9 protein-coding genes are annotated in these 15,382 nt (G+C 65.8%); 1 reads left to right on the top strand and 8 read right to left on the bottom strand.

The genetic code is table 11. The features are described from left to right. Window positions 1-82 precede the first annotated feature (82 nt). On the top strand, window positions 83-1,198 hold the full coding sequence (locus MJ122_RS05550; RefSeq protein ID WP_239742739.1) for a hypothetical protein: 1,116 nt from the start codon (window positions 83-85) through the stop codon (window positions 1,196-1,198). Between the two features lie 106 nt (window positions 1,199-1,304). Here MJ122_RS05550 and MJ122_RS05545 read toward each other — a convergent pair whose 3' ends face one another. From MJ122_RS05545 to MJ122_RS05510, 8 genes are all read right to left on the bottom strand, one after another. Further along, the gene (locus MJ122_RS05545) at window positions 1,305-4,364 is read right to left on the bottom strand and encodes a multidrug efflux RND transporter permease subunit (RefSeq protein ID WP_239742738.1); all 3,060 of its coding nucleotides are present in this window, start codon (window positions 4,362-4,364) and stop codon (window positions 1,305-1,307) included. An 86-nt stretch (window positions 4,365-4,450) separates the two neighbouring features. After that, a complete protein-coding gene (locus MJ122_RS05540; protein WP_239742736.1) occupies window positions 4,451-5,572 on the bottom strand; it encodes an efflux RND transporter periplasmic adaptor subunit in 1,122 nt (373 codons plus the stop codon). Between the two features lie 289 nt (window positions 5,573-5,861). Next, window positions 5,862-7,484, bottom strand: a complete 1,623-nt coding sequence (locus MJ122_RS05535) for a methyl-accepting chemotaxis protein (RefSeq protein WP_239742734.1) — start codon at window positions 7,482-7,484, stop codon at window positions 5,862-5,864. A 258-nt stretch (window positions 7,485-7,742) separates the two neighbouring features. Next, window positions 7,743-8,837, bottom strand: a complete 1,095-nt coding sequence (locus tag MJ122_RS05530) for a DUF1513 domain-containing protein (protein WP_088419153.1) — start codon at window positions 8,835-8,837, stop codon at window positions 7,743-7,745. Window positions 8,838-8,910: 73 nt separating this feature from the next. Further along, window positions 8,911-9,972 carry an imelysin family protein gene (locus MJ122_RS05525; protein ID WP_088419155.1) on the bottom strand — a complete coding sequence of 354 codons (1,062 nt, stop codon included), beginning with the start codon at window positions 9,970-9,972 and terminating at the stop codon, window positions 8,911-8,913. A gap of 15 nt (window positions 9,973-9,987) precedes the next feature. Beyond that, the gene (locus MJ122_RS05520; protein ID WP_239742732.1) at window positions 9,988-11,412 is read right to left on the bottom strand and encodes a di-heme oxidoredictase family protein; all 1,425 of its coding nucleotides are present in this window, start codon (window positions 11,410-11,412) and stop codon (window positions 9,988-9,990) included. Between the two features lie 198 nt (window positions 11,413-11,610). Then, on the bottom strand, window positions 11,611-12,945 hold the full coding sequence (locus MJ122_RS05515; RefSeq protein WP_088419159.1) for an imelysin family protein: 1,335 nt from the start codon (window positions 12,943-12,945) through the stop codon (window positions 11,611-11,613). Window positions 12,946-13,292: 347 nt separating this feature from the next. Beyond that, on the bottom strand, window positions 13,293-15,374 hold the full coding sequence (locus MJ122_RS05510) for a GGDEF domain-containing phosphodiesterase (protein ID WP_088419161.1): 2,082 nt from the start codon (window positions 15,372-15,374) through the stop codon (window positions 13,293-13,295). Window positions 15,375-15,382 lie beyond the last annotated feature (8 nt).

The following is a 15,382-nucleotide window of genomic DNA, read 5'->3' as shown; positions in this document are numbered from 1 at the left end:
CCCTGCGCAGCGATGCGCGGGGGCTTTTCTTTCGTGCGTGGCACAATGCGGCGGCACTTGGATTCGAATGGAGGTTTCCCGCATGGAAGGGAAGGAGATGGGGTCATGGCTGCTGGCCCTCGGGGCGCTGGCGCTGAGTGTTTCGGCCGCGGCGGATGAGCCGTGGGTGGCGTTCACACAGAACGAATTGATCGGATTCAAGGATGCGCAGGGCGCGGTGAGGATCGAGCCGAAACTCAGCCCGATGTTCACCCTGGCCCGGCGCTTCGAGCACATCATCGCCACTGGCGAGGAAAGTGCAGACGGCTATCGCAGCTACTACCTGCTACGCGACGGCCGCGAGGTCGCGCCGGAGTCGCTGTACTTCTTCGACAACGCACCGATCTGCGAGAGCGAGAACAGCATCCGCTTCCGCGACCGCCAGCATGACAAGGTCGGCTTTCTCGACGGCAACGGCGAGGTGTTGATCGCCGCCGAGCTGAGCGACGCGAAGGCGATGCGCAACGGCATGGTCGTGGCACTCGAAGGCGCAACCCGAAGCTGCGCCGATCCGGGCGTGAGCCTGGAACAGTGCGAGCACAAGGGCTGGAGCGGCGGCAGTGAAGTACTGCTCGATCGCCACGGCAGGACGCTGGTGGAGAACTTCGACGGCTCGCGTGCCGGCGCGCTGGACTGGTTCTCGCGAAAGGTGAGCGATCAGCCATCCAGCGACCCGCACCGCGTCTCTTTCAAGGCAGTAGACGGTCGCTACCTCAGCTTCGTCGACATCGAGAAGGACTTCGCCGCCTGGTTCAGGGACGAGTTTCTTGCGCACCTCGATGACGCTGCGCTGAAGGCGCACAGTTATCCACAGCTGTGGAGCGGGCAGGGCGGTGAGCCGCTGGACGACTGGAAAACCGCTGCGGTAGATGACGCGCTGCGTGAGCACGGTGCGCAGCTGCGTGCGCGGCTGGAAGCCCTGCGTGCCTCGGCAAACTACGGGGTACGCCAGGACGACATGGGCTGGCCCTTCGATGCCGAGCGCGACCCGCAGTACTTTGACGGCTGCGGCGATTTCGCCCAGTGGAGTACGCCCAAAGTCTCGGTCATGGAGCATTGGCAGCAAGGCTCGTTCGAGCCGGCCAGGCATGCCAGCTTCGATTTTATCCGTACCGCCGACGGCTATCGGCTGGTGGCGTTTTCCATCCCCTCTCTATAGCTCGCTGCACAGGTTCAGGATGAACACGACGTAGGAGGCAGTCTCCGGAGGTATCGGAAGCCGGGGCTGGTCAAAGAAAAAGCCCCGCGGGTGCGGGGCTTTTCGTTCAGTGCGCGGCCGCCGGTGCGGGGGCTTCAGCCGGCTTCTTGTCCGGCTTGGCCAGCAGCGTGTACACGCAGGGCAGCACGAACAGGGTGAACAGCGTGCCGACGCTCATGCCGGTGGCGATCACCACGCCGATGTCGAAGCGGCTCACCGCGCCGGCGCCGGTGGCGAGCAGCAGCGGGATCACGCCGAGCACCATGGCGGCGGTGGTCATCAGCACCGGGCGCAGTCGGATCGCCGCGGCTTCCTCCACTGCCTCGCGTACCGACAGCCCACGCTCATCGCGCAGCTGGTTGGCGAACTCGACGATGAGGATGCCGTGCTTGCTGATCAGCCCGATCAGCGTCACCAGTCCCACCTGGGTGTAGATGTTCAGGCTCGACAGGCCGAGGAACAGCGGGATCAGCGCGCCGCAGATCGACAGCGGCACGGTGACCATGATCACCAGGGGATCGCGGAAGCTCTCGAACTGTGCCGCCAGCACCAGGAAGATCACCGCCAGCGCCAGGGCGAAGGTGATCATCAGCGCACTGCCTTCCTGCACGAACTGCCGCGAGGCGCCGGCGTAGTCGAAGGAAAAGCCGCGCGGCGACTCCTGCTCGGCGATGCCGCGCACCGTGTCGATGGCCTCGCCCATGCTGACCATCGGCACGCCGGAGATGATCGCCGAGTTGAGCTGCTGGAACTGGTTGAGCTGGCGTGGGCGCGCTCGTTCGTGGAAGGTCACCAGGGTCGACAGCGAGATCAGCTGGCCGCTCTGGCTCTTCACGTAGTAGTTGTTCAGCCAGCCCGGGTTGTCGCGGTAGGCGCGCTCGACCTGGGCGATCACCTTGTAGCTGCGGCCGTCGATGGTGAAGCGGTTGATCTCGCCTTCACCCAGCAGTGCGCCGAGCGACACACCCAGGTCCTGCATGGACACGCCCATCTGCGCAGCCTTGGCACGGTCGATATCCACCACCAGCTCGGGCTTGTCGAAGGCCAGGTCGAGGTCGAGGAAGGCGAACTTGCCCGACTCTTCCGCACGCTTCTTTACTCGCTCGGCCACCTGCAGCAGCGACTGGTAGTCGCTGGCGGTGTTGATCACGAACTGGAAGGGCAGGCCCTCGCCGGTGCCCGGCAGCGACGGCAGGTTGAAGCCGAAGATCTGCAGGCCGGGAATCTTGTCGAGCTCGCCCTGTACCGCCTGCAGCAGTTCCATCTGGCTGCGCTCGCGCTCGTCCCAGGGCTTGAGCAGCATGCCGCCGATGCCGGTCTGCACGCCGTTGTAGCCATTGATCTGGAACGCCGAATAATACTCGGGGAACTTGCGGAAGATGCCCTCGAACTCGGCGGTGTACTTCGACAGGTAGTCGAGGTTCGCGGTCTGCGGCGCATTGGCCATGAGGAAGACGATGCCCTGGTCTTCCTCCGGCGCCAGTTCCTTGTGGGTGAACATCATCAGCAGCGGGATGATCGCCAGCACCAGCAGGGCGAAGACGATCACCACCGGACGGCTGTTCAGCGTGCCGTGCAGGGCACGCTGGTAGCGGACCTTCAGGCCCTCGAAGATCAGGTCCAGGCGATGGGCCAGGCCGCTGGGGTTCTCGTCGTGGCGCAGCAGGCGCGAGCACATCATCGGCGACAGGGTCAGCGCGACGATGCCGGAGATGATCACCGCGCCGGCCAGGGTGAAGGCGAACTCCTTGAACAGCGCGCCGGTGAGGCCGCTCAAGAAACCGATGGGCGCGTACACGGCGGCCAGGGTGATGGTCATGGTCACCACCGGCACGGCGATTTCCCGCGCGCCCTCGATGGCTCCCTGGAACGGCGACTTGCCCTCCTCGATGTGGCGGTGGATGTTCTCCACCACCACGATGGCGTCGTCCACCACCAGGCCGATGGCGAGCACCATGGCCAGCAGCGTCAGCAGGTTGATCGAGTAGCCCATCACCTGCATGAAGAACAGCACGCCGATCATCGACAGCGGGATGGTCACCACCGGGATGATCACCGAGCGGAACGCGCCGAGGAACAGGAACACCACCACGATGACGATGAGGATCGCCTCGCCCAGGGTCTTCACCACCTCGTCGATGGAGGCCTGGATGAAGCGCGTGGCGTCGTAGGCGATGGACACTTGCAGGCCCGGCGGCAGCTGCTCTTCCAGCTCCGGCATCTTGGCGCGGACTTCCTTGATCACATCCAGCGGGTTGGAGCTGGGCGTGCCCTTGATGCCGATGTAGACCGAGGGGATGCCGTTGAACGAGCTGACCGCGTCGTAGCTCGCCGCGCCCAGTTCGACACGCGCCACGTCACCCATCAGCACGCGACGATCACCGACGGTCTTGAGCGGGATGGCGGCGAAGGCTTCGGGGGATTTCAGGTCGGTGGAGGCGTTCACCGAGGTGACCACCATCTCGCCCTTCACCTCGCCGGCGGCGGAGAGGAAGTTGTACTGCCGCACCGCGCTGTCGACGTCTCCGGCGGTGACGCCATAGGCGGCCATCTTCACCGGGTCCAGCCAAAGGCGCATGGCGAACACCTGGTTGCCGAGGATCTCGGCTTCGGCGATACCCGGCAGGGTGGCGAGCTTGGGCTGGATCACCCGCGACAGGTAGTCGGTGATCTGCGGGTTGTTCATCTGCTCGCTGAAGAAGCTGATGTACATCAGCGCCGAGGCGTCGGCGGCTTCCTTGTCCAGTACCGGGTCTTCGGCATCCGGCGGCAGCTGGGTCTTCACTTCGCCGATCTTCGACAGCAGCTCGGTCACCAGGCGATCGGTGTTGGCGCCGATGTGTGCGTAGATCGAGATCACCGAGTAGTTCTGCCGGCTCACCGAGGTCATGTAGTCGATGCCTTCGGCGCTGGCGAGACTCTGCTGCAGCGGCTGGGTGATGTAGCCCTGGATGGTTTCGGCGTTGGCGCCGGCATAGAAAGTGGTGACGGTGATCAGCGCGTTTTCCATCTGCGGGTATTCGCGGATCACCAGCTTGCTGAAGGCCTGCAGGCCGAGCAGGACGATCAGCAGGCTGACCACGGTCGCCAGCACGGGGCGACGGATGAAGGGATCGGTGAAGCCCATAAGCTCAATCCTTTGTTGCGGGCCGGGGTCGGTTGACGACCGGGCCTGTGGGCGCGCGCTGAGTCAGCGCCGCGCCGCCTGTGCGGTTACTGCGGGTCCTTGACGATGGCGACGGCGGTGCCGTTGTCCAGCTTGAGCTGGCCGGAGGTCACCACTTCCTCGCCGGGCTTCAGGCCCTCGAGGATCACCACGCTGCCTTCGCGGCGCTCGCCGGTTTTCACGAAGCGGCGTTCGACTTCCAGCTTCGGTGCCTGGTCGTCGGCCTTGGCGTCTTCCGTCTTTTCGCCGTCCTTCGGCTTATGCGGTACCACCACGTACACCGAGTTGCCATACAGGGTGAAGGCCACGGCGGTCTCGGGGACCACGACGCGCGGGGCACTGTCCGGCAACTGGACTTCGAGGTTGGCGAACATGCCCGGCAGCAACTTGCCGTCGGGGTTGGCCATGCTGGCGCGGACCAGCAGGTTGCGCGTCTGGTTGTCCACGCGCGGGCTGATGGCGTCGATCTGCGCGTCGAAGCTCTGGCCCGGATAGGCCGCCACGCGCACCACCACTTTCTGCCCGCGCTTGAGCAGGGGGAAGTCCTGCTCGGGCAGGAAGAAGTCCACCTGCAGGGTCGAGAGATCCTGCAGGGTGACGATCTCGGTGCCGGGGGACACGTAGTCGCCCACGTCCACCTGGCGGATGCCGATGGTGCCGGAGAAGGGCGCGAGGATGCGCTTCTTGTCCAGGCTCGCCTTGAGCTGGGCGACGGTGGCGGTGGAGCGGTTCAGCTGGGCGGCGAGGCGGTCGTACTCGCTCTTGGAAATGGCCTGGCGGCCCACCAGGCTCTTGCCGCGCTCGTACTCGACCTGGGCCAGCCCGAGGTCCGCCTCGGCGGTGCGCAGGGTGGCCTGCTCGACGTCGGATTCGAGCTGCACCACCGGCTGGCCGACCTTGACCTTCTCGCCGGAGACGAACTGCACTGCGCTGACGGTACCCGAGACTTCGGCGGTCAGGGTCACGCCCTGGATGGCGCGCAGGGTGCCGATGGCTTGCAGGCGGCTCTGCCAGTCGCGTTCTTCGGCCTGGGTGGCGTTCACGCTCACCGGCGGACGCGGCGCCGAGAACATGGCGATCTGTTTCTTGATGGAGAGGTATTTCGAGCCGGCGAGCACCGCAACGATGACGGCAACTACGCCCAGCATGATCAGCATGCGGCGCAACATCTTCCTGTTCCTTGGTACGTGCCTGGCAGCAATCGGGCGCGATCGCTCGCCCACAAATTGCCGGGCGGCCTTCCGTTCGCGCAGATATCGATCAGGCTTTGAAGCCGATACGGGGACGCCCCATTGCGGGGCGGAATTGCGCACCTTATGCCTGAATGCTCGGCGAGTCAAAGGGCTGCGATTACAAGAGGTTTCCCACGAAAAGTAAGGTTGTTTGCGGCAGATATGCGCTGAATCGGTGCAGCAATGGGCAGGGAGGGCGTCGCCACATCCTTGTGGCGGAAGAGGATCAGGCGCTGAGCTTGCGGGTGACGTCCGCCAGTTCGCCGGAGAGGCCGTGCAGGTGGCGGCTGGCGCCCTGGGTGCGCACCACGTTTTCCTCGTTGGTGGCGCCGATGGCGGTGATCTCGGTGAGGTTGCGCGAGATGTCCTCGGCGACCGAGGTCTGTTCTTCGGCGGCGGTAGCGATCTGGCGGTTCATGTCGCGGATTGCCTCCACGGCGTGGGTGATGCTGCGCAGCACTTCGCCGGCCTGGGTGACGCGCTCCACGCCCTGTTCGCTGCGGGTCTGGCCGTTCTCGATGGCGCGCAGGGCGTTCACCGAGCCGGTCTGCACGGTGTCGATGATCTGGTGGATCTCGGCGGTGGACTCGGCGGTGCGTTGCGCCAGGGTGCGGACCTCATCGGCGACCACGGCGAAACCACGGCCGGCTTCACCGGCGCGGGCGGCTTCGATGGCGGCGTTGAGCGCCAGCAGGTTGGTCTGGTCGGCAATGCCGCGAATCACTTCCAGCACCTTGCCGATGCGGCCGCTGTCGCTTTCCAGACGACGGATGACCTCGGCGGTGTTGGCGATCTCGTTGCTCATCTCGGTAATGGTGACGATGGTGGTCTTCATCACTTCGCCGCCTTCCTGGGCGTGTTGGTCGGCATCGTCGGCGGCACGCGCGGCGTCGGAAGCGTGGCGTGCGACTTCCTGGGCGGTGGCGGACATCTCGTGCATCGCCGTGGCCACCTGGTCGGTGCGCGAGAACTGCTCGCGGGTGCCTTCGGCCATCAGGGTGGCGATGGCGTTCAGCTCGCCGCTGGCGGTGTCCAGCTCGGTGGTGCTGTGCTTGAGGCGGGTGAAGGTCTCGGCCAGGAAGTCGCGCAGGGTGTTGGCGGCGCGTGCCAGGCGGCCCAGTTCGTCGCGGCGGCTGGCGTCGACGCGCTCGCCGAAATTACCTTCGCTGAGCTGGGCGATGTGCTCGATCAGGCGGGCGATCGGGCCGATCAGGTTGCGGTTGACCAGCCACAGGCTGAGCAGGGCCAATGCCACGCCCGAGATCAGCAGGATCAGGCTGCCACTGAGGACGGTGTTGTCGGCGCTGGCGGAAATATTCCTGGCTTCTTCCAGAGCGCCGCGATGCAGGCTGTCCACCAGGGCGGCCATCTGTTCGCTGGCGTCGCGGTCGATGCCTTTGACGGCGGCGTCACCGGCACGCGGGTCGCTGCCGGCGGCGAGGTAGGCGTCGCGCCCCTTGCGGTAGGCCTGGCCAAGCTGGCGGTGCTCGTCGCGCAGACGAGTCACCTGCATCTTGAGTTGCGCGTCGTCCCCGGCGTTCTGTTCCAGACGCTGCAGGAGCTCCTGCACGGCGCGCTCCTGGTCCTCGAAGCGGGCCCAGTACTGGTTGAGATCAGCCGGCTGCTGGCCGCGCAGGAGGATGTTTTTCCATTCCTGCACCTGGACCTTGAAGGCCAGGTTGGCCTGGTCCACCAGTTGCGAGGATTGCAGCGGGCCGTCAAGCAGGCGCTGGTAGGCGCTGACGCTGCCGGAGAGGAAGTGGAAGCAGGCGAGGGCGATCAGCAGCACGAGCAGCAGGCTGCCGCCCAGCAGCGAAAGGATCTGGGTACGCAGGGAAGTGTGGGGCATCTGGGTTACGCCTCTAAGACGCAGGGTGGGAATCGGTCAGCCTTTTTGTCGGCCAGGTGCGCGGGTTTCTGAGCCCGAGCGGATGAGTGGTAGGGGCAGCAGATGCTCTGGGACGGGCGTTCAGCTGGATGCCACGGGTTGCTGGTGGCGTAGGAGCGGATTTATCCGCGGTGACTATCCGGCCTGCTCGGAGCTGCCGGGAAACGATCGCGGACAAAGTCCGCTCCTACCCTCGCCAGTTATTTCGTTGCCGCAGCCTCACGCCAGGTGCAGGTGGTTGTCCCAGAAGGCCGGGGGCAGGTCCAGCGGGGTGCCGGCGATGCGTTCGCTACGGCAGTCGTAGACGCGGCAGCGGCCCTGGCCGGAGGTGACGACGAAGCCGTCCTTCACCGCACCGACACCGGCGCAGTCGGGCAGCGGTGCGTCCAGTCGAACGGCGCCGGTATCCAGGTTCCAGATGAAGAAGCGGTTGCCGCGCGGAGCGGTGAGCGCTACCAGGCGCAGTTCGTCGTGCACGGCGACGCTGGCGGTGTACTGGGTCATTGCCAGGCGTTGCTCATCGGCCAGCGGGAAGGGCTGGAAAGGCTGGCCGGGGCGCTTGATGGCGAGCAGGTCGGCGCGATCATGAGCATCGCCCATGTACTGCTGGCCGGCGACTATGGTGCCGTCCGCGGCGATGGCCAGGTGGCGCACGCTGTTCATCTGCTGCGGCAGGGTCTCCTTGGAGATCAGCGCGCCGTCACGCTGCATCAGCACCAGGCTCGGTTCCATGGCGTCGAGGTTCATCTCCACGCGGCTTTCGGCTTCGGTACGAATGCCGCCGTTGGCCACCACCAGGGTCTCGCCATCGGGCATCCAGGACACCTGGTGCGGGCCGAGGCCGTGGGTGGAGACTTCGCCGGCGTGGCTCAGGCGCTCGCCATCGAAGCGGTACACGCCGAGCAGCCCGCGGCCGGGATCGGTGGTGTCGTTCTCGGTGGCGTAGAGCCACTCGCCGTCCTTGTGCCACACGCCATGGCCGTAGAAATGCCGGTCGGCCTGCGAATCGACGGTCTGCAGCAGGCGGCCATCGTTGAGATCGATCAGGTAACTGTGTCGGCCCGGCCGGCGAGCGACGAACAGCGCCAGCGGCAGGCTGGGGTGCTGCACCACGTCGTGGCAGCGCAAGCCGACCTCGGTGGCGAAGGCGCAGCTGCCGTCCAGGCGATAGCCCACGGCGTAGTGCTTGCCGTCCGCGTCGTCACGGGCGGACAGCACCAGGGGCTCCTTGCCCTTGCGTGACAGCGTCCAGCCGCCGAAGGTCAGGGCGCCGAGCAGCAGGCTGCCCAGGCCGATCACGTGACGTCGCAACATGGCGTTCACCTCTATCACTTCTGCATTTCATCGATCCTGCGGGCTGGCGCCAGGCGGCGCGCAGCCGATCGAATCAATCCCCGTCGTTGGCGTTGAAGCCCAGCTGCACACCCAGGGCCTTGGCGAGGTCGCTCTCGTGCAGGCGATGGACGACGTTGAGGCTGTCGTACAGCTCGTTGAGTTGCTTGAGGCCGGCTTCGTCCTTGAGCATTTCACTGAGCGGTTGGTTGATAGCCTTCAGCTTGCCGTGAACATCGGCGTAGGCTGCATCGATCTTGCCGGCCAGCTCTTTCTGCTCGGCCGGCAGCAGGGCGCGCAGGCCCTTCTTGTCGGTGCCGTCCCACAGCGCCTGGGCACCGGTCAGGCTGGAGTCCAGGCTGGCCAGGGAGGCGTCGCTGCGCCAGCCTTCGGCCTGGAACGGCTGCGGGATGCCCTTGCTCTGGCGGCCCAGCGGGGTGCCGAGCTTCTTCTTCAGCATGTCCAGCGCAGTGACCTGCACGCGCAGCAGCTCGGCGATGGCCTCGTGGGCATCGGCGTAGCGCTCGTTGGGGAACTTGGAGAGCTGGGCGAGCATGCCGCCGTCCTGCTTCCACTGCGCCAGGATGCTTTCGGCCAGGGCTTGCTGATGCGCGCCGATGGCTTCCAGCAGCGGGCAGTAGCGCGCCTTGGTCTCGGCGTTGGCCAGGTCGATCTTCGCGTCGAAAAGGATGTATTCGTAGGCGGTCAGCCCCTGCACCACGACGCTGGACTTATCCAGGGTCGCCGGGGAGATCGCGTTGCCGCTGCCCAGCAGTTGCTCCACCTGGCGCGCCACGAGGTTCTTCTTGTCCGGCCAGAACTGCACCTGCCAGGAGCGGTTGCCCTCGGCCAGCGGGCCCACCAGCAGCGGCTGCAGCTCGGCCCAGGCCTTCTGTGCGGCCATGAAGTCGGCGCGGGCCTTGGTCAGGTCTTCTTTGCCCTGGCAAAAGGCAAGGGCACTGGCGGCCAGCGCGCGGTCGGCGTCGACCCAGCGGCTGTAGGTCGGCAGGATCACCTGCTGGGCCAGCGTGGCGCTGGTGGTGGCCTGCGGGTCGGTGGGCGAACAGGCGCCCAGGGCGATGGCGAGGCTGGTGATCAGCAGTCGGGGGCGGAACATGGTGGGCTCGGCTCCTTAGAGTGAGTTCAAAAACGCCAGCAGGGCATCGCGCTGCGCGGCGTCGAAGTTCAGTACGCGTTGCCTGGCCGCTTCGGCTTCGCCGCCATGCCAGAGCACGGCTTCGAGCAGGTTGCGGGCGCGGCCGTCATGCAGGAACTGGGTGTGGCCGTTGACCGTCTCGGTCAGGCCGATGCCCCACAGCGGCGCCGTGCGCCAGTCGCGGCCGCTGGCCAGAAATTCCGGGCGATTGTCCGCCAGTCCCTCGCCCATGTCATGCAGCAGCAGGTCGCTGTAGGGGCGGATGACCTGGTTGGCCAGCTCGGGCTCGGCGGCATTCGCGCCGGTGGTGAACTTGGGCGTGTGGCAGCTGGCGCAGCCGCTGTCGAAGAACAGCCCCTTGCCGGTGAGTACCTGCGGGTCGTCGACCTTGCGGCGCGCCGGTACGGCGAGGTTGCGCGCGTAGAAGGCGACCTGGTTGAAGATGTGCTGGCTGACTTCCGGCTTGCCGCCGTCGATGGCGTTCAGGCAGTCGACCTGGGCTTTTGTGCAGTCATCACTGGGCAGCAGGTCGCTGGTCAGTCCCATGTCGCCGGAAAAGGCGTGGGCGTTCTGCTGGGCGACGTCGGGTTGCCCGGCCTTCCAGCCGAAGCGGCCGAGGACGGTCTGCTGTTTCGCATCGTCCCAGACCCGGTTCGGCCGGCCGCGGATGCCGTCGCTGCCCTTGGCCTGGAGTTCGGCATTGGCGAGGATGTCCGCCTCGCTGATGGATTCCAGCAGGCCCAGGCCGATCATTGGCGGGGCGACGCGAGCGGAGAACAGCGTTTGCGGGTGCATCGGTCCGTAGCCCAGGTCGCTGATGCGCAGCTTGGGCTTGCGCAACTCGACCACGGTGCCGTCCTTGAAGGACACCTTTACCGGCTCATAGTCCACCCGCACCTTGCCTTCTGGCGCGACGCCGGGGATCGCCGAGTCCTGGAACTGGCCGCCGTACACCGGCTCGGGCACCACGCCCAGGCGCTCGAGCGTGCGTGCATCCGCGGCGCCGGCGGGAATCGACAGGCGCACCAGCATCGATACCGCATTGACGTCGTCAGGCTCCGGCGGATGGCCGCGGCCGTCCTTGATGTGGCAGTTCTGGCAGGCGTTGGTGTTGAACAGCGGGCCGAGGCCGTCGCGCGCGGTGGTGGTGCTCGGCGCGATCACCCAGGGGTTGCGGAAGAAGCTGTTGCCCACGGCAAAGTCCAGTCGGCGGCTCGGCGTGAGGTTGCCCGAAGGCATGGAATAGGCGTTGCGGTCGCTCTGCTTCACTGTGGTGGCACCGCCGGAAAGCGCTTCGCCAGGTTCGGCCACGGCGTGCTGGGAAGTCTCCGGCTTGCATGCGGCAAGGGCGAGGGCAGACAGCAGCGGCACGAGGCACAGGACGGTACGGCGGCGGAGCATTGGCGGGGTTCCAGAGCGATGTATGGCAGCGCGCCATGGTATCAGGGGCGTCAAATGCAAATATGAAAAATTTGTATTTGAGAACGACATCGTTTGCCGGCGAGAAACGACAAAGCCCCGCAGTGCGGGGCTTTGTCTTGGATTCAAGGCCGCTGCGGCGTGGAGCCGCAGCGCCTTCAACCGTTGAGGACAGGTCGATCAGAACTGGTGATCGGCGTTGTCCGGCTTCAGGTCCTGCACGCCGACAGCGGTGGCGGCCTTCTCGATGGCGCCGGTCTGCTTGACCAGCGAGGCGATGGCGTCGCGGATCTTCTGCTGATCGTCCTTGTCGTCCGGAGCGATCATCTGGTCGAAGTGCACACCGTCCTTCTCGGCACGGTCGACGATGACCTGCATCTTGGCTTCGGTGTTGGCCAGGTCGTTCTTCAGCTCGGTGTCGGCGGCGGCGTCGACCTTGGCGACCAGGTCGGACAGGCTCGGGCCCTTCACGACGCTGCCGTCGGTGCGCTTGTATTCGCCGGTGTAGATGTTGCGAATGCTCTTGGCGTTGAAGAACAGGGTGTTGTGGGTGTTGTCGCTGAAGCAGTCGTGCTCGTCTTCGGTGGAGTTGGCTTCCAGCGCGACCTTCATGCGCTCGCCAGCCAGCTCGCCCAGGGACAGGGAGCCCATGCCGAAGAACATCTTGCGCAGGTTGTTCTGCGCGGTGTCGGCCTCGACCTTGGCGCGATAGTTGTCAGCGACGCCGGACTTGAAGTTGCCGACCATTTCTTCCAGGTCAGCCACCAGCAGGTCGGTGGCGGCCTTCAGGTAGGCGGCGCGACGGTCGCAATGACCATTGGTGCAGTCCTTGCCCTGGGCGTAGTCGGTGTACTTGCGGTCGCCCGCGCCCGGCTTGGTGCCGTTCAGGTCCTGGCCCCACAGCAGGAATTCGATGGCGTGGTAGCCGGTGGCGACGTTGGCTTCGGAACCGCCCAGCTCGTTCAGGCCCTTGAGCTTCTCGCCGGTGATTTCCTTGACGTCGATCTTGTCTTCGCCGACCTGGATCTCGGTGTTGGCGATGATGTTGGCGGAAGCACCGGCGTTGCCTTCGGCGTGCTGGTAGTCCTTGGCGACGTAGTCGATCAGGCCTTCGTCCAGCGGCCAGGCGTTAACCGCGCCTTCCCAGTCGTCGATGATCGAGTTGCCGAAGCGGAAGGCTTCGCTCTGCGAGTAGGACGGGCGGGAAGCGATCCAGGCTTCGCGGGCGGCCTTCAGGGTTTCCTCGCTGGGCTTGGCGATCAGCGCGTCGACGGCGGTCTGCAGGGCCTTGGCAGTGGTCAGGGCGTCGCCGTAGGTGGCTTCGGCGATGTCCAGGTAGTTCTTCACCACGGCCTTGACCGCGGCCTCGTCGACCTTGGCGGCCGCCGGTGCAGCGCTCTGGGTGCTGGGCGCCTGCGCGGCGGCAGGGGCTTCGGCTTTCTTGTCATCGCCGCAGCCGGCGAGGGAGATGGCGATGGCGAGCAGGCTGGCAGTGGCCCAGGGCATACGAGTCATGAAGGGTTCCTTTGCATGGAAAAGAGGCGCACGAAAAAGGACTGCGCAAGAAAATCTGCAACATAATGCGAAAGATTTGCATTTTTGAAAAGAGAGATCGGTGGCGCCGTTTGGTCACGGAGCCAGCAAGTTGCCAGCAGCCGGGGATTTACGTGTAGGGGCAATGGTATTTCTCTGACAGGCCCAGCTCGGGATCGCCCTCTCCCTAGCTCTCTCCCTGAAGGGAGAGGGGACTGGTTCGGCGCCGGCTGAAACCTCAGCGTCAGCTGGAACGGATGGCTCCCTCTCCCTTCAGGGAGAGGGCGGAGAGAGGGGGCGCGGCGCGATATTTCAGGCAGGGGCGGCTGTCAGTGGCGCTCGACGGACCCATTGGGATTGCCGCCGGCCGCTTCGGCCAGGCGCCGGGCCTGCCTGAGGTAGAGCGTCAGCTCGCGCGCCGGCAGCGGCTTGCTGTAGAGGTAGCCCTGACCTTCGTGGCAGCCCTGGGCAATGATATAGGCCTCCTGCTCGACCGTCTCCACGCCCTCGGCGATCACCTGCATCCCCAGGCTCTTGCCGAGCTGGATGATGGCGCGAACGATGGTGGCGTCGTCGTCGTCCAGCAGCAGGTCCTGGACGAAACTCTTGTCGATCTTGATCTTGTCCAGCGGCAGGCTCTTCAGGTAGCTCAGCGAAGAGTAGCCGGTGCCGAAGTCGTCAATGGCGATCAGCGCGCCTGCGCGACGCAGGCTGAGCAGGTGCTGGGCGGCGGTGGAGATGTCCTCCATCAGGCCGGTCTCGGTGACTTCCAGTTCCAGCGAGCGCGGCGGCAGGCGGTGCATCTGCAGGAGGTTGCTGACCACCCGCGGCAGGGCGTTGTGGCGCAGCTGCACGGTGGACAGGTTGACCGCCAGGCGCAGGTCGTCGAAGCCCTGGTCGTGCCATTCGCGCAATTGGCGGCAGGACTGGTCGAGCACCCATTCGCCGATGCTGAAGATGCTGCCGTTCTGTTCCGCCAGCGGGATGAACAGGTCCGGCGCGACCCAGCCCTGGGTCGGGTGCTGCCAGCGCAGCAGCGCCTCGACGCCGACCACTCGGTGATCGCGGTAGTCCACTTGCGGTTGATAGACCAGGTGCAGTTCGTTGCGCGCCAGGGCTTCGCGCAGGTCCTTCTCCAGTTCGCGGCGGCGGCGCATCTCGCTGTCGACGCTGGCGATGTAGAACTGGTAGCGGTTGCGTGAGCGGCTCTTGGCCAGGGTCATGGTCTGCTCGGCTTTCTGCAGCAATTTTTCGGTGGTCTCGCCGTCCTCGGGGAACAGGGTGATGCCGATGGTGGCGCGCAGGTGCACCAGATGCTGGTCGAGCTCGAAGGGGGCTTCCAGATCATCGAGGATCTGCTGGGCCAGTTCCGCCGCTTCGTAGGGCTGTTCGATATCGGCCTGGACCAGGGCGAACTGGTCGCCGCCCAGCCGCGCCAGGGCGCCGAGGTGGGCGCTGCGGGTGCGCAGGCGGTCGGCGAGGGCGATCAGCAACTGGTCGCCGAACTGATAGCTGTACTGCTCGTTGATGCCCTTGAAGTCATCCAGGCCCAGGCAAAGCACGGCGACGCGGCGCTGCAGGCGCGAGGCGCCCTCGAGGATCTGGTCCAGACGCTGTTGCAGCAGCTTGCGGTTGGGCAGGCCGGTGAGAAAGTCGTACTGGGAGATGCGCAGCAGGCTGTCTTCGGCTTCCCGGCGCAGGTGACCGTTGCGCTCGATGGAGGCCAGCAATTGGTTGGCGGTGTTCACCCACAGGCCCAGTTCGTCCTTCTCGTGGCCCTCGGGCATCGGCAGCTTGTGCTGGCTGGGGCGGTCCGGATTGATCGAGGCAAGGTGCTCGATGATCTTCGACAGCGGCTTGGTCAGCGCCCAGTGGTAGACCATGAACAGCACCAGGCTCAGGGCCATGGCGCGCAGGATGCCGGAAATGAAGATGATCACCGAGGTGGCGAGGAAGTCGTCGCCGTAGGGCGCGGTGTCGAGGATGATCTTCAGGTCGCCGTAGTACTCGTTGGAGCCGCCGCGGCCGGCGAGGCGGATGGAGTAGTTCTGCTCGGCGCCCAGGATCGGGTCGGTCAGCCAGCGGGTGCCGGAGTCCAGCAGCGGCCGGGACTTTTCCGCCAGCATCGGTTCTTCGGGGTGGCCGATGGCGGCGTAGCGCACGGCTTCGTGCTGGAACAGGCCTTCCAGGACCTGCATCGCCATGTCGCGGTCGAGGCTGTAGACGGCCTGGGTGGACGGATCGCGGACCATCGCCAGGATGCGCTGTGCGTCGTTGTGCACGGCCTGGCGCGCCTTGTGGGCGTCGTAGACGATCTGGGCACAGCTGAGGACCACCCCGACCACGAGGGCCGCGAGCAATACCATTCTCAGCAGCTTGAGGGAGAGGCTGTGCCGGGGATCCAGTTTCAAGGGCGTTC

Source organism: Pseudomonas sp. DP-17, from assembly GCF_022380625.1.
Taxonomy (GTDB): domain Bacteria; phylum Pseudomonadota; class Gammaproteobacteria; order Pseudomonadales; family Pseudomonadaceae; genus Pseudomonas; species Pseudomonas nitroreducens_A.
Note: the sequence above shows the minus strand (reverse complement) of the source record. Positions and strands in the feature narration are given on the sequence as shown.